Origin of the sequence: Paramixta manurensis (genome assembly GCF_013285385.1) — a bacterium.
Taxonomy (GTDB): Bacteria; Pseudomonadota; Gammaproteobacteria; order Enterobacterales; family Enterobacteriaceae; genus Paramixta; species Paramixta manurensis.
The window spans coordinates 3237796-3255597 of record NZ_CP054212.1 but is presented as its reverse complement, the minus strand read 5'-3'; the positions used below and the strand labels follow the sequence as shown (position 1 = coordinate 3255597).

The window sequence follows — 17802 nt, the reverse complement described above, 5'->3', positions numbered from 1 at the left end:
TTTTTATTGAGGAAATACAATGCTATTTCGCAACATTCTCATCAAATATTACTCACCTGAAGATGTGGGTGGCGCACCACCTGCAGCAGCAGAGCAGCAGCCAGGTAATGAGCCACCGTCAGGCCAGCAGCCTACAACCCCTCCTGTGCAGCCAAGCACGCTTGATGGAGGTGGAGAGCAGCCACCTGCATCGCCACAGAAGTTCCCGGACAACTGGCGCGATGAGTTTGCTGGAGACGATGCAAAATACCGTAAGCAACTTGAACGGTATGCATCTCCTGCTGCGCTGGCTAAGGCATACCGAGAATTGCAATCGAAGGTCAGTTCCGGCGAGCTTAAAAATAACAAATTACCAGACAAGCCAACCGATGAAGAGTTATCGACGTGGCGAAAAGAAAACGGCGTGCCAGAAAAGGCTGACGATTACATCAACGACTTACCTTCAGGCGTTGTCCTGGGCGAAGATGATAAGCCTCGGGTTAAATCATTTCTGGATGCAATGCATGCCGAGAACGCTCCAAAGGGACTGGTGCAGAAGGCAATTGAGTGGAACCAGAAACAGATTGAGGAGGACGCACAACAGCGGTATGAAGCCAATGCAAACCTTCGTGAACAAACTGAAGAGTCACTCCGTGCGGAATGGGGCGGCGAGTATAAGCGCAATATCAATCTGGTAAACGGACTGATTGCAACGCTGCCGGATGAGGCGCGTGATGCATTCGCGAACGCCACCACCGCTGATGGTACCGCTATTTTCAATAATCCTGATGTTGTCAGATGGATGGTTGATATGGCGCGCAAGGTAAATCCGGTTGGAACCGTCGTGCCCGGCGCAACGAATATTTCTGCTGTTGATACTGAAATCGAAAGCATTGAAAAGGTAATGCGGGAAAACCGCAGCGCATACAACAAAGACACAAAAATGCAGGAGCGATACCTGCAACTTCTCGAAGCAAAAGAGCGCTTGCAACTTCTCGAAGAAAAAGAGCGCTTCAGCGCTTAACTCTCTTCTTACACACGCGTAAACGGCCCCATTCCCATGCAACCGGCCCCTCTTTACTGAGGACACCCCGCTATTGCCTGAAGAAAGGACACCCCGTCGGAGCGAACCAAATAACCCGATGAGGAAATTAAAATGGCGAATACCGCTTTTCAAACCATGTACCGCAATGAGTTTATTGCGGGATTTGAGCAGAATCAGTCCCTGGTTCGGCAAACCACAACTACCGAAGGCGTCATCAAGGGTAATCAGATCGTGTTTCTGGTTGCAGACTCTGGCGGCGCTGAAGCTGTAACCCGCGGCGTTAACGGGATGATTCCCGCGCGCGCTGATAACCTGAATCAATACACCGCAACACTTCGCGAGTGGCACGACCTGGTGCGAAAAACGAAATACAACGTTTTCGCCAGCCAGGGTGACCAGCGTGCAATTATGCACGGTACCACAATGGCGGTGCTGAACCGCAAAATTGACCAGGACATCATTGGCGAACTGTCAGCTGCCACTCAGACCACTGGCGATGCCGCGACTATGTCACTGGCGCTAGCGATGAAAGCGAAAGTTATCCTCGGTAACAACGAAGTGCCGGCAGATAACAACCTGTTCGCGCTGATCACTCCCGCTGCGGAAGCCTATCTGATGCAGACCAAAGAGTTTGCGTCAGTTGACTATGTCAACAATAAACCGTTCACCGTCACCGACAGCTCTCTGAAGTCATTCAACTGGGCTGGCATCACCTGGATTGTCCATCCGAATCTGCCAGGCAAAGGCACCAATGCGGAACAGATGTTCTTGTATCACCGCAGTGCCATCGGTCACGGCATGGACACCAAAGGCTTGCAAACACCAGTTGGCTACGACGAAGAGCAGGATTATTCGTGGGCGCGCGCAAGTGCATACATGGGCGGCAAACTTTTGCAGAACAAAGGTGTTGTCAAAATCGTTCACGACGGGTCCGCATACGCGGCATAAGGAGTAAAGCATGGCTTACGCAACAACCAATCCACCGTCTCTATTGCAAGATCGCGTAATGGGCGGCGGCGCTGTCTGGTCATACATCTCCGCTGATGCCCGCGCTGCCGTTGTAGCCTCTGGCTACTTTACTAACGGCAAGCAACTCGGCATGAAAGTTGGCGACGTTGTTAACTGTGTAGTTGATTCAACCGGCGTGTTGACTGTTGCATCTGTGACTGCAGTTAACGCATCAACCGGCGCTGTAACTGTAACAGCGCTTGCATAATGACAGGGGCCACTTCGGTGGCCTTTCTTTGGAGCAATGAATGAAAATCCTGCCGCCTAGCGTCAATCTCGCTGAGTACAAGCGCAACGTTTACAAAGTTGAAGCAAAGCACGGACAGACCTTTGAAGATTTTAAGGAGCCAGATGCATGGGCACATGTCGCTGTACAGTTGAAGAAATTTGACAAGATTGAACTCGTTGCAGAAGACGGTTCTTTTTACGCGGAAGGCGTGGTGCTTAAAGTGACAAAAACGTCTGCTCATGTTCATTTCCACATTCACGCCAATCTGAATGAAAAATCAGAGCCAGAATTAAAAGAACCAACTTATTACGCTGAATTTGCCGGACCTCATGCTCGCTGGCGGGTAGTCCGAAGAGCGGATGGCGAAGTCGTGGAAAGCGGAATTGAATCCAAGGACGATGCGCTTTCTCTTACCGAAAAGTTGAATATCGAAGGGGAATAGCATGCCAAGCCAGCTCAATGTTTATAACGATTCGTTGCGGCTGGTAGGGGAGCGCCAGCTTGTCTCCATTGATGAAAATCGGGAGCCTCGCCGTTTGCTTGATGCGGTATGGGATGGTGCAGTTGAATACTGTTTAGAGCAGGGGCAATGGAACTTTGCTATTCGCTCGCAACGACTCGATTACTCACCTTCAGTAGAGCCTCCATTCGGCTATTTGAGGGCGTTTAATAAGCCTGATGATTATATTAGGACGGTCGCTATTGCGTCAGATCCTTACTTCAACTGCCCTCTATTGCAGTACACGGACGAGGCCGGTTTCTGGTTCTGTGACCTGGATGAAATGTACATACGTTACGTTTCTAAAGACGAGTCATTTGGTAAAGATACTTCGTTATGGCCGCAGACATTCCGTCACTATATAGCCGCGTATTTAGCGCTACAAATAGCACCGCGACTGAAAAATGATATTGATGATGACAGGCTGCAAAAAGCTTACAGGATGAAAAAATCTGACGCTCTGGCAAAAGATGCAATGCAGGAAGCAACCAAGCGCACGCCTGATGGTTGCTGGGTAAATTCACGTTCCGGTGGATATAGCCGGTATTATCGAGACAGGTGATGAAACATGCCGCGCAACAACGTTCCGCTTCAGGCCTTTAACCGTGGAATAGTATCTCCACTTGCTCTTGCAAGAACTGACATCGATCGCGTTGCACTGTCCGCTGAAATACAAACGAACTGGATGCCCCGTACGTTGGGCTCCATGATGCTTCGCCCCGGAACTGCCTTCGTAGGCAGAACAAAGGGGGATAAAAAGTCTCGTTTCCTTAAGTTTATCTTCTCCACAACTGAGACATCCCTCATTGAGCTAAGTGACAAAGTAATGCGCATATGGACAAATGACGCACTTGTGTCCCGCTCAGCAGTGTCTACCATCATTACAAACGGTGGCTTCGATAGTGACCTTTCTGGCTGGAGTGATACCGACGAAAGTGATGCGGTTTCATCATGGGTGTCGGGGAATATGCAACTTGTTGGCACGGGATTCAATGCAGCAAAAAGAAATCAACAGGTTTCTGTTTCATCCGGCGATGCAAATAAGGTGCATGGTTTACGTATTTCCGTAACAAGAGGGCCGGTAACTCTGCGGGTTGGATCAAGCGCCGGGGATGATTCATATATCACTGAAACCGTCCTTGCTACTGGCACGCACTCATTAACACTGAGTCCTGCTGGTAATTTCTTTGTCGAGTTCTCAAGTCGTCTAAATTATCCCGTACTTGTCAATTCCATATCGATAGAGTCCAGCGGGGTAATGGAGATAACCACTCCGTGGCCTGAGGGTGACCTGCCGCTAATTAGATACGATCAGAGTGGAGACGTTGTATTCGTAGCGTGTAAGAGTTATCAGCAACAGAGAATAGAGCGTCGTAATAACAACTCATGGTCTGTTGTGAATTACGAATCCACTGATGGGCCTTTTGGTATTGAGAACACCACAGGGCTACGCATTACACCAAGCGGCCTGAGCGGAGTGATAACTCTCACCGCATCATCGCCGCTCTTTAAGTCAGGAAATGTTGGGTCGCTATTCCGGCTGGAATCAACCGGGCAAACATCAACTGTAACGCTTAATGGAAGCGATCAGTTCACTGACTATGTGAAGGTTACAGGTATAGGGGATTCAAGAAAGTTTACCATTAACAGGACGCAGATTGGTTCGGGCCCATGGTCTGGAACCCTGACATTACAACGCTCGGTTAGTTCTCCTGGCGCCTGGGTAGATGTGGAATCGTATGCGCCTGATAATGGTTCTTTTGATTATAACGATCAGCTTGACAACTCCATCATTTATTACCGAATTGGGTATAAAGCAGGTGCGTGGTCATCGGGAAGTTTGCGCACAAGCATCTCATTCGCAGGCGGTAGTCGAACAGGAATAGTTCGTGTAACCGCCGTATCATCGCCAACCTCTGCAAGCGCAATCGTTTTGTCTCAGCTTGGCGGCACCAGCGCGACTGAGATTTGGTCAGAAGGTGACTGGTCTGGCAAAAAAGGATGGCCTTCTGCGGTGGCATTATATGAAGGTAGATTGTGGTGGGCTGGCAAAGATAAGTTTTGGGGAAGTGTGTCGGACGCATACGATTCATTCGATGATACGACTGAAGGCGACTCTGGACCTATTTCAGGCGCAATAGGTTCCGGTCCTGTTGATACGATTAACTGGTTAATGCCGTTATTGAGATTACTGGTTGGAACCCAGGGAGCAGAAGCATCCATTCGTTCATCTTCGTTTGATGAACCATTAACCCCTACAAACTTTGGCATAAAATTCCCATCAACGCAGGGCAGCACTGCTATTGCAGCAGTAAAAATCGACAGCAGCGCCATTTTCGTACAGCGGGGAGGGGTAAGGGTTTACGAGCTAACATACGACTCCGGTGTTTACGACTACGTCAGTAACGATATGACTACGCTTTGCCCTGAAATTGGATACCCCGAGATAGTTGCGATAGACGCCCATCGTCAGCCGGACACGCGGATTCATTGTGTGCGTGGTGACGGGAAGGTTGCGATTCAGGTTTACGACAAAGTTGAAAATGTCCGCTGTTGGGTACTTATGGAAACAGATGGAATTGTTGAAGACGTTGTGACTCTGCCAGGGACTATTGAGGATAAAGTTTATTATGTCGTTAATCGCGAGGGTAAGCGCTGTCTGGAGAGATGGAGCCTTGAATCAGAATGTCGCGGTGGGCAACTCACAAAGCTGGCTGATTCGCACATCGTTTACACCGGCTCTCCTGTGAGCAACATAGCAGGACTGGACCACCTTGAAGGGAAGGAAGTAGTTTGCTGGGCAGATGGATTTGACATTGGCACAATGATTGTCAGTGGCGGGAGCATTTCCCTTCCCTTACCCAAAAGCAATATTGTTGTTGGCCTGGGTTATTCAGCCCCATACAAGAGTGCTAAGTTGGCTTATTCGGCAGGAATGGGAACAGCGCTGTCTCAACGTAAAAGGGTAGACCGGGTAGGCTTAATTCTTTCAGATACTCATGCGCAGGGGCTGATGTATGGGCCCGATTTCGAAATCATGGACGACATGCCGCGAGATGAGTGTGGGGCCTATGTCCCTGACGGAAAAATATGGGATGCATACGATAATGATGCGATCGAATTCCCCGGCGACTGGGATACCGATTCCCGAATATGCCTTATGGCGAAAGCCCCGCGACCGGTAACTATTCTTGCGGCAATAATCGGAATATCGACAAATGACAAGTAATGTAAGAATTGCCACGTCTCAGGATGTGGCTTTTTTTTATGCTGACGAAGAGCGCCCAAAGGTTGCTGTCAGGGCAGTTATTGGGGAAGTTGATGGCAACCCTGTAGTGCTCGGCGGTGTCGCGCACAGCCGCGGGGCATTTGTCGCTTTTATGAACATGAAGCCAGGCGCTCAGTCTCATGCTCGGCTCATCATGCAGGCAACAAGAAAGGCTGCTGATGAAATATTCACGAAGTACAGGGCTCCGATTTATGCATATAAAGAAGAGGGACTGGAAAGTGCAGATCGCTATTTGAGACATATCGGATTCATCCCCCTCGAAGATGGTGGAGAGGTTTATATATGGCAGCGGCAATCCCGTTAATTGCAACAGTTGCTGGCACGGTTCTTTCTGCATCAGCACAGAAACAGCAGGCCGATCAACAGTATCAGGACAGTAAAATACAGGCTGCTCAGGTCGCGACTCAGGCTAAGAACACAATGGCCCAGTCGCAGATTCAGGCCATGGAGGACCGACGTCAGGCAAGCCTTGCGCAATCCCGTGCATTAGCTGTCTCGGCGGCATCAGGTGCCTCTTCGACATCCGCATCAACGGTAAAAAATATTTCCGATATTGCACAGCAAGGTGAACTGAATGCGCTTACATCACTTTGGGGAGGTAACGAGCAGGCCAGAAATATGAATCTTCAGAGCGACCTGCTAAATCAGCAGGCTAAATCAGTAAAAAAAGCAGCGCCACTTCAGATGATCGGATCAGTTCTGCAAAGTGGAAGCTCACTTTATTCACGTTATGGTGGCAGCACTTCTAGCCGGGGATAAATATGGCTCGCATTCCTGATGCAAATGACATTGGACGCAGAATTCCACAGGTTGCTGGCGGAGTAGCCAGCGTTGACCGGTCATCTCAGTTCCGTGCCCAGGATAATTTAGGGCAAGTAATTCAGCGTGTCGGCGATGCTTACGCTCAAAAAGAAGACCAGTTCAATTACGCGGAAGCACAATCTTACTTTCTGAAAAAGAAGCTGGCGATTACATCTTCATTCCAGGATGACAATGATTACAGCACGTTCGGTGACCGCTATAACGACCAGATAAATAAAGCGCGAGAATCATCCATGGGGATGATCCGTAACGCTAATGATCGCCGGGCATTCGAAATTGAATCAAACAACGACATTGCCCGTGGCCTCGAGCAGATAAAAGGACTGGCCCGCAGGAAGGAAGTTGACCACGGTATAGCATCACTTAATTCAACTATTGAGTCTAACCGCAGCGCCGCAATCACGGCACCAGATGAAGAAACCCGTATGGGATTCCTGAAAGCAACACAGGATGCAATTGAGGGCGCTTATAGTCGTGGATATATTGATGAAACCCAAAGCGTAGCCATCCGTCAAAAATCAGCTGTTGACTATGCGGCTGCGTCTATTGGCGCAATGAAACCCGAACAGCGTATTGCTGCGCTGAATTCTCGTGATGGTATTGCCTCTCTTCTTCCTCCTGACACCAAAAAGAAACTTCAGGATGCCGCGGCAAATGAAGTTATCGGAAATCGTATAAATGATGCACAAATCCGCTTAATGTCCCCCGGTGGAATAGGTGGTTTTAAATCCGGTCCTATTCCAGAAGAAGACCTGTTTTCAGCGGTTGTGGGGCAGGAGAGTGGTGGCCGACAATTTGACAATGAAGGAAAACCTTTAACTTCATCTGCTGGCGCAATTGGTATCGCGCAGATTATGCCAGGAACCGGCCCTGAAGCCGCAAAGCTTGCGGGACTTCAATGGGATGAAAGCCGATTTAAAAACGACGCAGGATACAACCAGGCGATCGGCAAGGCATATCTTAACCAGCAACTCAAGAAGTACAGCGGTAATCCGGTGCTTGCGCTCGCGGCCTATAACGCAGGTCCGGGCAAGGTGGATCAGTGGATTAAACAGATAGGCGACCCACGAAAAGGAGAAGTTTCAGACGAGGGATTTGCTAATTCCATTCCATACGGAGAAACGCAAAATTATGTTGCGTCAGTAATGAGCAATGCTGCCAAAGTCAATGTGACTAAAAACGTTATTGACTCACCAGAATTTGGCATGCTGGACGCGCAACAGAAAGCAAGGGCAGTAGAGCAAACCTATAATGTCATAGATACAGCTACTTCCAGTCAGCGTTTCAGCATTCAGCAGAGAATGCAGGATGACATGGCAAGGATTAATGCGGGTAAGGAAGTAGAGACTCCGGTAACCGCATCAGAATACGTTGCTGCTCAGCAACTAAGCTCAACTCCGGCGCAGCGAGCGCAGGCATATCAGCAGTTCGACCAGTATCGTCAGGTTCTTGCGCTACAACCGGCATATAAAACCATTATCTCCAGCCCTTCAAATGTTGGACTTGATGCTGTAAATGCTTTACGCCCGGATGCCAGTGATGCAGATTTTGAGTTTAAACAGAAGCGCTATGCGATGGCGGTTCAGAAGTACCAGCAGACTATTGCTGCTCGTGAGAAAGATCCGGGTGGTTGGATGGTTCAAAACGTCCCCTCAGTACAACAGGCATACCAGTCTTACCAACAAGACCCATCAACTGGTTCTCAGTTGGCTCATCAGATACTGATGGAAAAGCAGCGGCTCGGCATCAAAAGCAAGGACGTTCTTCCGGACAGTATTGCAAGTGGGATTCTTCAGCAGATCAATAACAACAAAGAGCAGGACGTCAACGCAATACAGTCATTGGGTCAGCAGTTCGGACCTTATTCTGAGCAGGTTATGCAGCAAGTACAGAAAAAAGCTGGCCCTGTTTTGCAGGTTGTTATGGCGACAAACAATCCACGTGCAGCTAATGCGTTATGGCAGAACCGGGATGTTAAAACGTCCGAACTAAAAGATGCTGTAAATACTGCATCCAAAGGCGCGTCAGATAGCGCTGATAGTGAGTGGGGTTCTCAGTCTAAAGACTTTGCCTCAACCATGGTTGGTCAGCCGGGTGGAATTGCAATTTGGAATAACTTCAACGAGCAGGGACGACGCCTCACCTATCTCAACATGCAGAAAGGAATGGGGGCATCTGACGCGGCAGCACAGGCGTACCAGGATATTCTCGGCAGTCAATATCAGACGAAAGGTACCTGGCGCATACCCGTTACCGCTAACGCCGATATCAAAGATGTTTCCGATGGGGTGGATGCATTCATGGACAAGCTGAAGCCATCTGACATTACCCCCTTAAACGGAGACCCTCGACTTGGAGATGATGTAAACCGCAAACAGAGCCTGGACCGCATTAAAGATAATGGTGAGTGGGTAACTAATTCCGACGAGACAGGGTTGATGTTAACTCTCAACGGGCTGGTTGTTAATGATGCGCAAGGAAACCCTCTCACAGTTAAATTCGCTGATCTGGCGCAACTTGGTTCTGCTAATCGCGGCGTACTCAATCAACTGTCTAAAGACGCGTTTAAACCCAAGATTTACACGCCGGGACAGGCAGTTAAGGAGTCGCAAAACAGAAACGAAGAAACCGCAAGGCAACTCGGTAATTTCGGCAGTGCCGATATTCCATCAATGGCTGAAGGTATGAGGAACACAAATGCCAATTTATACCAACGATCCGGGGCCGGGGATTAATCAGCCAATAAGTAACGCCCCCTCAGGATTAGGTGAGTCACTTGCTGCATCATTTAGCGATGGATTGAGAGAAGGGCCGCTTATGTCGGCCCTTCGTTATTCTGAGGCAGACGAACTTGCTAATGACCCAAACTCCAGGATTATTTCTAAAGGTGAAGCAGACGCCAGGCTGAAAGAGTTGGGTGTTAAAAGTATCAACATCCCTGATTATGGTGTTACTCAGTCTTATCTCGATCACGTCACAGAAGAGAGAAAGGAGTCTCTTGCTAAACAACAGATAGCCTCCTCAGCCCCATCGGGATTTATTGCCACTCCACTTAATTTTATCGCCGGCCTGGCTGGTTCGATGGCAGACCCTGCAAACCTTGCTATAGGACTAGTTCCGTTTGCAGGTGAAGCTAAAGCGGCATCAGTGCTTGGGCGTGCAGGAGAGCGCTTCTTACAAGGTGCAGCAATGGGTGCAGCACAGACCGCTGCGACAATACCATTTACTGCCAGCGCATCCGCCGCCGATGGTGAAGATTATACGATGGCAAATGCCATGGAAAATATATTCCTTGGTACTGTGGGAGGCGGTCTGCTTCATGCCGGAGGTGGTGTTATTGCTGATATGGTTCACGCCCGTAGAAATATTGCAATAACTGAATCACCGGAGAAAACTCCTGATACTTCTCCTCCGACAGGAGAAAGTGCTCAGGTTTTTACGGATTTCTCGACTTCACCTCGAAGGTTTGGTGAGGATGGTACGGTACCAATTCTGAGTGAGGCGATTGCTCGCGATCTTGATAGTTACGCCTACAGTCGCGCATACGATGATGTCGCGCCTGATTATCTTGCGCAACAACAGTCATTAGCGAATGCAAGAGTGGGTAACATTGCAGATCTGAGGCGTGAGTTTGCCGCCAATCAGCAATTATTTGCTGAACTTGATAAGACTTTGCCGCAAAGAACGTCTGATTATCAGCAGCAACGGATGAAGTATAAGGATGCCCGGACCCGTGCTCTTCGGGATATAGAGCAGGAAAAAGGGACCATCATTGGCCGGCAGGCAGATATTGAGGAGTCTCTTTCCAGAAATCGAGCTGCAGAAGTGGCGAGTGGTGAAGTGGCAGGCATTGGGCGAGGAGAGATTCCTGAAGGGTTGAAAAATGCCATCAGTGCCCGTGCAGATGAAATTAAAGGAGCATTGCGCATTAATCCCGTTGCGCAGGGTATTAAGAATGCTTCACAACGAATTAATGATGCTCACTGGTCTGTAAGGCAAAACGCATTCAGGGCTGGGCTGTCTCATATGCTTCAGGGAAAGGTGCCTGACATTGAGCCTGTATTCAACCTCTCCGATCCTCAACTTCGCGAGTCATCCATGGCTCAGATTCAGCGTGGGCCTCAGGCCGATGCTGACATTTCCATGACTAACGCCAGTCGCGAGGCTGACTCACAACTGAAACGTGCTAATCAGGATAACGCAGACTTCATCAACGCGCAGGAAGACTTTAATTCAGAAATTGAGTTGGCTACTCAGAGCCTGGCAGAATTCGATTCTCCCGAGTTAAGAGATGCTCTGGAGACAGTCAAACGAGAGGCTAGTGACGAAAGTATTTTCAAAGGTTTGCAGGCATATGCAGCCTGTATGCTCAGGAGAATTTAATGGCTAACCAGTTCCTTACCGCCTGTGAACAAGTAGTGAATAATGCTGCGGGCAGAGAGTTGTCAGAGGCTGAAATGGAATCTCTGATCTCCGGAATGGATAATACAGTGAAGCGGATACGCGCAGAGAACGAAGGAATTTCGCTGGAGGATGCCGCATTGAGAGCCGCAAATGAACTGGGTAATGAGGAAAAACTTGCTCGCGTTATTGAGGCTCGCAACAAAGCCATCAATACCCGGATCGCTGCACAGCGGTTGATGTTCATTCGTGACAGTTTCCCTGATAACCAGGATATTGGATTATCAGCTATTCTGGTTGGTCGAAATGAAGCCAGAACGGGTAGCCGCGCTTCGGTTTCAAACGAGCAGTTCCAGTTGCGTTCAAAATACTTGTCCGGACTTAATCATGATTTAGATCGTGAGGGATTGGTTAAATTTCTCGCCAGTGGCAGCAATGACGCTGAAGTTGCGGACGCTATGTGGCGTATCGGTAAAAATCAGCCTACAGAGGGAATGACAAAGGAATCTGTTCGCATTGCCGAGATCATCACAAAATGGCAGGAATCCGCGAGGATGGATGCTAATAGAGCAGGGGCATGGATCCGTAAGGTTCCGGGATACATCGCCCGCCAGGGGCACGACATGATGAAAATCCGCGCAGCCGGATTTGATGCATGGCGTAACGCCATTCTCCCTAAGCTGGACCCGGTAACGTTCGATGGCGTGTCTGATAAAGATGCATTTTTGCGTAATATTTATGACGGGCTTGCATCCGGAGTTCACCTTTCCTCTGAGAAGCCGGACTGGATGAAAGGATTTAAAGGTAGTCAGAACACGGCTAAAAAAGCCAGCCAGGAGCGCGTGCTGCACTTTGCTGACGGCCTGTCATGGCATGCATACAATAAAGAGTTCGGCGTGGGAAGTTTACGCGAGGCGATCTTTGGTGGGCTGGAAAGCTCGGCACGCAATACAGGGCTGATGCGCATTCTCGGCACTAACCCAGAGAACATGCTCAATTATCTTGCTGACACTATTGAGAGAGACCTTAAAGGCAATGAAAGGGCACTCAGGGCATTCAGTGACAAGCGACGCAGTTCAATCAAAAACGAGATAAAAGAAGTTACCGGTCAGACAAATATTCCGGGTTCAACTTCCCTGGCAAGGTTTGGCTCTGTAACGCGCGCTGTAGACTCAACGATAAAGCTTGGCGGTGCTATGATCTCTTCATTTAACGACCTGGCAAGCAACGCCATGGAGTTACGTTATCAGGGCATGAATTATGGTCAGGCTCTTACCGAATCTATACAGGGTCGGCTTAAGCGATTTAGCTCTGCTGAGCAGAAACAGATACTAAGCTCACTTGGTGTTTATGCTGATTCAATGCGTGATGAAATCCTCCAGCGTTTTTCAGGAGATGTAACCCTTCCCGGTAAGGTATCGAGACTTCAGCGTCAGTTTTTCAAACTGAACGGGCTGAACTGGTGGACGGATGCATCACGCAATACTACTGCGACGATGATTTCGCACTGGCTTGCAGACAATGCAGGGTCGCCACACGCTACGTTGAATGGAGATTTAAAGCGCGCACTGGATCTTCACGGCATTGGTGAGGCTGAGTGGAACATCTATCGTCAGATGGATTTGAAAGGCTCAGAGGGTCGCAAGTTCATGACGCCGGATGGCATCGACTCAATCCCGGATGACGTGATCGGAAAATATGTATCCGACCGCAACATCAGTGTAAATGAGAAGAGCCTCAAGGCAGGACGAGAACAACTGGCTGATAAGTTGCGTGGTTATGTCCTTGATCGCGTCATGGTAGCAATGACAGAACCCGGAGCCAGAACACGGGCATTAATGAAGCAGGGAACGCAGCCAGGCACTGTTGAAGGCGAACTGATGCGTTTTATCGGCCAGTATAAATCCTTTACTGCTTCGTTTATGCAACAGGCATTGGGCCGCGAGGTTTTTGGTCGTGGATACACGCCAGCTAAGCTTGGTGAAAGCCGATGGGGAAGCGTGCAGAATGCATTGTTCAGGAGCGGGAAAGGAGAAATGGTTGGACTGGCTCAACTGTTTCTCTGGATGACCACTTTTGGCTATCTGTCTATGCAGACCAAATTGATGCTAAAGGGGCAAACTCCTCGACCGGCAGATGCCAAGACCTTTCTTGCTGCTGCTGCGCAGGGCGGAGGGTTGGGAATATTTGGCGACTTCCTGTTTGGCGAAGCCAATCGCTTCGGCAACGGCCCAATCACATCACTGGCGGGTCCGGTTGCTGGCAATCTGGATGACATTGTTACCTTGTATCAGAAATCAGTTCGTGGCGATGTAAAGGCAGGGGATGCATTTCGCTTCACCGTAGACCATACGCCATTCATTAATTTGTACTGGGCCCGCCCAATAATGAATTATCTGATACTTAATCAGTTACAGGAGTCTATGTCGCCTGGCTCATTACACAGATATGAACAAAACGTAAGGAAGAATCAGGAGAATGATTTCCTTATTCCTCCTTCTCAGTTCATGTTGGGGCATTAAAGTTTTCGCCCGGTTATTTTCTCTATAAACCAGACGAATCCAACCATTGAATAATAAGCCCATGCGAACATAGCAACAAGCGCTGGCCCGACCGCAAGACCCCATAATCCAACAAACGGCAGTGAAATCAGAGAGGTTATAACTGCCGTAGTAGCAGCCATTTCTATATTTTTACGCTGTTCTTCATTCATTACACACCACTATTACCGCAGATAATCATCTGTGGAGAGTTGTCACGCCCGGAGAAAATTAAATGCCTTCAACAGCAACAGATCGCCTGTATGGGATAACAACAAGCGTGGCCGTAAAAGCGCCTGTGCAGATTTCAGCCGATTATAACGTAATTATGTTCGGAGAGCAGACCATTACGTCATCGACTTTTACCGGGACAAGGACTGTCACTACATCTAAAGGGATGCGTGTTTTACTGACCAACCAAACCAACCCTATAGATAATGGCATCTGGGAAGCCATGCCTGCCTCGTGGAGACGATCGCCAGATTTTGACGGTGCGCGTGATGCGGTAAACGGAACGCTGGTTTTTTCAATTGATGGTGACTGCTGGCAGGTAGAAGCCGCTGATCCGGTTCATATTGGTTATGACCCGATTCACTTTCACTCTACTTACCCTTTTTCAGGTGAGGCAAACCTTTTTCAGCGTTCGCTACGCGTGCCCGAAGGATTTGTAAAAGAACTTCCCTCTATAGAGGCGCGGAAAAATAAAATACTCGGCATGGATGAGAACGGCGACCCGATCATGCTGCTGCCGGAGTCTGGCTCTGCTGCCGATGTTCTGTTGTTGCTGGCCTCAGATGCCGGTGCCAGTTATATACATAATCGACCGGTGCCCGAGGCCATTAACAGACCGTTATCTGATAAGTGGTCTGACTCTTTGTCTGTTACTGACTTCGGCGCGGACAAGACCGGCGTACTCGACTCTACTGACGCGTTCATTGCTGCCGGTGGCTGCATTGTGCCAGCGGGCACGTATCGCGTTGAGTCAGATCTTGATGCTACGTATTACTCTGACGGCGACGTGAATATCGTCGGGTCCGGGACGGTAAAACTGATACCTAGAGCGCAGAGTAGTTTACAGCGTAGTTTGCCGGTTGACGTTTCAAAGTTGACCGGTGGGCCCATTTATACAACAGGCTCGTCTGTTATAACGGCTAATTCCGGTGAGTTTTATCGCCTGCCAAGCCTTATTAAATCTTCTTTTAGCGCCCGGTCATTTCTTGTATATGCCGTTTTAGTCGGGACTAATAATGATATTGGTCAGAGCGCAACGCAAACGTCACGCATTGAATTCCGCACAACAAATAATAATCTTACATTTTCATCACCTACTGTCATCTCAAATGACGGAGAGCAACAAGCTTCTGAGCCCTCAATTGCATTTGATGAGAAACGTGGACGCATTTGGGTTTTCTATACAACCGCGCGCGGGCAAGTTGGTGTTGGTCACGGTTCATCAGGTTTCGACCCTGACAAAACGTTTCAGAATTGGGTAACTTACAGCGACACTTATGGCTCAACGTGGAGCCAGCCTGTAAATATCACTACGATTGTTAAACCGGACAATGCCACCTCGGCATGGACACCACCATCTCCGATTTGTGTAACAGGGGATGGTGATCTGTTCGTTCCATATACGTGGTTTGTTGACGGAATATTTAACCAGGGCTGTATCAGAGTACAAGTTAAGTCTGATGGAAGTTTTTCGTATTCTCGACAGCTAATATTGTTCGGAAGTACGGCAGGAGGTCAGGGGGGAGGGGAGCAGCAAATTGTTCAATTAGGTGACGGCTCTCTGCTCGCCATGATTCGTGACTATTTTAACGATTCAGGAAATACAAAGGGACGACAGCAATTTTACAGGTCGTATGATGGAGTGAATTGGAGTTACCAGTCATCTATCGATACAACGAACTGCAAAGCCGGAATGTGTCTTTATGCAAGCATGGCATCTGGCGACTCACGAGATACAATTCTTGTTACAGCACCCACAGGTAACGACGATTCGAACCTGTATAGAAACAATCTAAAAATGTGGGCTTCGACGGATAATGGATTTTCGTGGGAAAAGTTCAGCACGACAATGTTTGATGATGTGAATATTAGTACTAGTTACAGTACAGTCTCTTCACTGGGTAGTGGGGCATTCTTAGTTGTCGCAGAAGGTTCGCAATATAAGTCTTTAAATGTTCGGCATCGCTCAATAGGGGCTTTCACTCAGCAATCTAATTTTTCCCGATCTTGGGGACGGTTGCCGGTTGCTCAAATAGCTGCAGAATCCACACTGTGTCAATATTTCGATATTCCTCAGTACTCTCTTTACATTAACAGTGATCGTCAGACGTTAAACATGAACTATCTGGGAAATGTAGTTCGACTTAGTGACTCTCGCATTGAGCAAGATGTAACAACTGCCGTAACAACGCTAAACTCTGATGTCGCTACAACTTTTTATATGTCTGCTACAACAACGCTTCGCTCTATCACAGGGACTGCCAGTAGGGTGCTTATCGTGTCTATGGCTGCAGCCAACCCTATTACACTGACCGAGGACACGTCTATTGACCAAGCAAATCGCATAAGAGTTAGTAAAAGCTTGGCCGGTAAAGCAGTGCTTCTGCATCGTACAAAATACGGGTGGTATCCAGATACAGGTGTTGGTTGATATGTTATTGTTTATAATGTAATTAACAAGGGAATGGATTCCCTTTTTCATGTTAAGTCAATCAAAATTATCTGATAAATCACTCAAAAACAGGTTAATAAAATTTACCTTATGTAGGCTTTTTGATAATGTACCGAAAAATTTCGTTATCTTGAGTCAATAAATGCGAATCCAGTCGATAGATTATTTGCGCGGCGTGATGGCGTTAAGCGTTGTTTTTTATCATGTTGCGTTCATTTTTGGGCGTTGGGGAGTGATGGACTCTGGCACTATTCTTGGTCGATTTGGCATCTATGCAGTTTCTGCATTTTATGTGATCAGTGGTATGGCACTCTATCTTGCTCATAAAAATAGTAAGTGGGATCTTTCGGCATATGGTTTTTTCATGCTGAAAAGGTTTCTGAGACTCGCCCCGGTGTATTGGGTGGCATTATGCCTCCTGACTTATTTAACATACAAATTTTCTATACTTACTATCGATCCGTGGTCATATCTTCAGAACATATTTCTTACATTTGGAGTCACTAGCCCAACTGGTTATATTGTTATGGGTGGGTGGTCAATCGGTAATGAGATTGTTTTTTATCTATTTTTCCCATTTTTCATTTTGATGGCAAGGAATAGGTATATGCTTCTCATCCTTTCTTTATTTTCTGCTGCTCTTTTTTTATATTGTGCAACGATGCATCTAGACTCAGATAAACCATTTGGATGGCAGTGGTCTCAATATATCAATCCGTTGAATCAGGTTTACTTTTTCATTTTTGGTATTATATCCGCACGAATTTTACTTCCATACGTAGGAAGGAGAAAGGCCTTGTGCTCTTGCTTTGCTTTATTGCTGCTGTTTCTCTTTGTGGCTCGCGATGTCGGTGGGGATTTGATAAATATAATAACAGGAACAGAGAAGGTTTTTTTCACAACTATAACATTGATGCTATGCTCTTCGTTTTTTTTGATGGGTGATTTGAGAGAAATAAAGCCAATCCATTACATTCTGAAATTTTTGGGTGATATTTCATACCCAATTTATCTATTACATGGAACGACATTCATTTTTGTTAAGAAATTATTCGTAACTAACTCCACCCCTAATTCCACGGTCATTATATATGCAGCATCGACAATAGCGTTGCTAATGTTAGCGTCTTGGTTGTGTCACATTGCTATTGAGAGACCCATGCTCAAGTTGAGCAAGCACCTGCCAAATATTAAGATTCCAGTGATTAAGACTGGTGCGGCACATCATCACTAAACCCCTGGCCCCGAATGGGGCCATAACTAAATTCCCTTGCCGCTCAACCCCTTCCTGAAAGCTCAAGAAAACG

Annotated in this window: 14 protein-coding genes; 13 read left to right on the top strand and 1 reads right to left on the bottom strand. The window is 47.8% G+C overall.

The window, feature by feature from the left end; all coding sequences use genetic code 11:
* The first annotated feature begins 19 nt into the window (after window positions 1-19).
* From PMPD1_RS15610 to PMPD1_RS15560, 11 genes are all read left to right on the top strand, one after another.
* Entirely contained in the window at window positions 20-1003 is a 984-nt protein-coding gene (locus PMPD1_RS15610; protein ID WP_173634917.1) for a hypothetical protein, read from the top strand.
* A gap of 132 nt (window positions 1004-1135) precedes the next feature.
* The gene (locus PMPD1_RS15605; protein WP_173634916.1) at window positions 1136-1972 is read left to right on the top strand and encodes a phage capsid protein; all 837 of its coding nucleotides are present in this window, start codon (window positions 1136-1138) and stop codon (window positions 1970-1972) included.
* 10 nt (window positions 1973-1982) lie between these two features.
* Window positions 1983-2240 (top strand): hypothetical protein, encoded by a 258-nt coding sequence (locus PMPD1_RS15600; RefSeq protein WP_173634915.1) that lies wholly within the window; start codon window positions 1983-1985, stop codon window positions 2238-2240.
* 40 nt (window positions 2241-2280) lie between these two features.
* Window positions 2281-2703: a hypothetical protein gene (locus PMPD1_RS15595; protein ID WP_173634914.1), complete on the top strand. Its 423-nt coding sequence runs from the start codon at window positions 2281-2283 to the stop codon at window positions 2701-2703.
* Between the two features lies 1 nt (window position 2704).
* Window positions 2705-3322 carry a phage connector family protein gene (locus tag PMPD1_RS15590; RefSeq protein WP_173634913.1) on the top strand — a complete coding sequence of 206 codons (618 nt, stop codon included), beginning with the start codon at window positions 2705-2707 and terminating at the stop codon, window positions 3320-3322.
* A 6-nt stretch (window positions 3323-3328) separates the two neighbouring features.
* On the top strand, window positions 3329-5989 hold the full coding sequence (locus PMPD1_RS15585) for a phage tail protein (RefSeq protein ID WP_173634912.1): 2661 nt from the start codon (window positions 3329-3331) through the stop codon (window positions 5987-5989).
* Entirely contained in the window at window positions 5979-6353 is a 375-nt protein-coding gene (locus PMPD1_RS15580) for a hypothetical protein (RefSeq protein ID WP_173634911.1), read from the top strand. The genes PMPD1_RS15585 and PMPD1_RS15580 overlap by 11 nt, the downstream gene beginning before the upstream one ends.
* Window positions 6332-6808, top strand: a complete 477-nt coding sequence (locus PMPD1_RS15575; protein WP_173634910.1) for a hypothetical protein — start codon at window positions 6332-6334, stop codon at window positions 6806-6808. Before PMPD1_RS15580 ends, PMPD1_RS15575 begins: the two co-directional genes overlap by 22 nt.
* 2 nt (window positions 6809-6810) lie before the next feature.
* Window positions 6811-9606, top strand: coding sequence for a transglycosylase SLT domain-containing protein (locus PMPD1_RS15570; protein WP_173634909.1), 2796 nt, complete (start codon window positions 6811-6813; stop codon window positions 9604-9606).
* Entirely contained in the window at window positions 9569-11254 is a 1686-nt protein-coding gene (locus tag PMPD1_RS15565; protein WP_173634908.1) for a hypothetical protein, read from the top strand. Before PMPD1_RS15570 ends, PMPD1_RS15565 begins: the two co-directional genes overlap by 38 nt.
* Window positions 11254-13794, top strand: coding sequence for a hypothetical protein (locus PMPD1_RS15560; protein WP_173634907.1), 2541 nt, complete (start codon window positions 11254-11256; stop codon window positions 13792-13794). Before PMPD1_RS15565 ends, PMPD1_RS15560 begins: the two co-directional genes overlap by 1 nt.
* On the opposite strand, the gene PMPD1_RS15555 is transcribed toward PMPD1_RS15560, so the two are convergent.
* Window positions 13791-13985 carry a hypothetical protein gene (locus PMPD1_RS15555; RefSeq protein WP_173634906.1) on the bottom strand — a complete coding sequence of 65 codons (195 nt, stop codon included), beginning with the start codon at window positions 13983-13985 and terminating at the stop codon, window positions 13791-13793. The two genes, PMPD1_RS15560 and PMPD1_RS15555, sit on opposite strands and share 4 nt — an antisense overlap.
* A gap of 62 nt (window positions 13986-14047) precedes the next feature.
* On the opposite strand from PMPD1_RS15555, the gene PMPD1_RS15550 reads away from it, so the two are divergent.
* Window positions 14048-16474, top strand: coding sequence for an exo-alpha-sialidase (locus PMPD1_RS15550; protein ID WP_173634905.1), 2427 nt, complete (start codon window positions 14048-14050; stop codon window positions 16472-16474).
* Window positions 16475-16637: 163 nt separating this feature from the next.
* On the top strand, window positions 16638-17729 hold the full coding sequence (locus PMPD1_RS15545) for an acyltransferase family protein (RefSeq protein ID WP_173634904.1): 1092 nt from the start codon (window positions 16638-16640) through the stop codon (window positions 17727-17729).
* The last annotated feature ends 73 nt before the right edge of the window (window positions 17730-17802 follow it).

Bases quoted from the DNA above. Each gene is read 5' to 3' on its own strand.
- PMPD1_RS15610 (WP_173634917.1), top strand. From the start codon at position 20: ATGCTATTTCGCAACATTCTCATCAAATATTACTCACCTGAAGATGTG.
- PMPD1_RS15605 (WP_173634916.1), top strand. From the start codon at position 1,136: ATGGCGAATACCGCTTTTCAAACCATGTACCGCAATGAGTTTATTGCG.
- PMPD1_RS15600 (WP_173634915.1), top strand. From the start codon at position 1,983: ATGGCTTACGCAACAACCAATCCACCGTCTCTATTGCAAGATCGCGTA.
- PMPD1_RS15595 (WP_173634914.1), top strand. From the start codon at position 2,281: ATGAAAATCCTGCCGCCTAGCGTCAATCTCGCTGAGTACAAGCGCAAC.
- PMPD1_RS15590 (WP_173634913.1), top strand. From the start codon at position 2,705: ATGCCAAGCCAGCTCAATGTTTATAACGATTCGTTGCGGCTGGTAGGG.
- PMPD1_RS15585 (WP_173634912.1), top strand. From the start codon at position 3,329: ATGCCGCGCAACAACGTTCCGCTTCAGGCCTTTAACCGTGGAATAGTA.
- PMPD1_RS15580 (WP_173634911.1), top strand. From the start codon at position 5,979: ATGACAAGTAATGTAAGAATTGCCACGTCTCAGGATGTGGCTTTTTTT.
- PMPD1_RS15575 (WP_173634910.1), top strand. From the start codon at position 6,332: ATGGCAGCGGCAATCCCGTTAATTGCAACAGTTGCTGGCACGGTTCTT.
- PMPD1_RS15570 (WP_173634909.1), top strand. From the start codon at position 6,811: ATGGCTCGCATTCCTGATGCAAATGACATTGGACGCAGAATTCCACAG.
- PMPD1_RS15565 (WP_173634908.1), top strand. From the start codon at position 9,569: ATGCCAATTTATACCAACGATCCGGGGCCGGGGATTAATCAGCCAATA.
- PMPD1_RS15560 (WP_173634907.1), top strand. From the start codon at position 11,254: ATGGCTAACCAGTTCCTTACCGCCTGTGAACAAGTAGTGAATAATGCT.
- PMPD1_RS15555 (WP_173634906.1), bottom strand. From the start codon at position 13,985: ATGAATGAAGAACAGCGTAAAAATATAGAAATGGCTGCTACTACGGCA.
- PMPD1_RS15550 (WP_173634905.1), top strand. From the start codon at position 14,048: ATGCCTTCAACAGCAACAGATCGCCTGTATGGGATAACAACAAGCGTG.
- PMPD1_RS15545 (WP_173634904.1), top strand. From the start codon at position 16,638: ATGCGAATCCAGTCGATAGATTATTTGCGCGGCGTGATGGCGTTAAGC.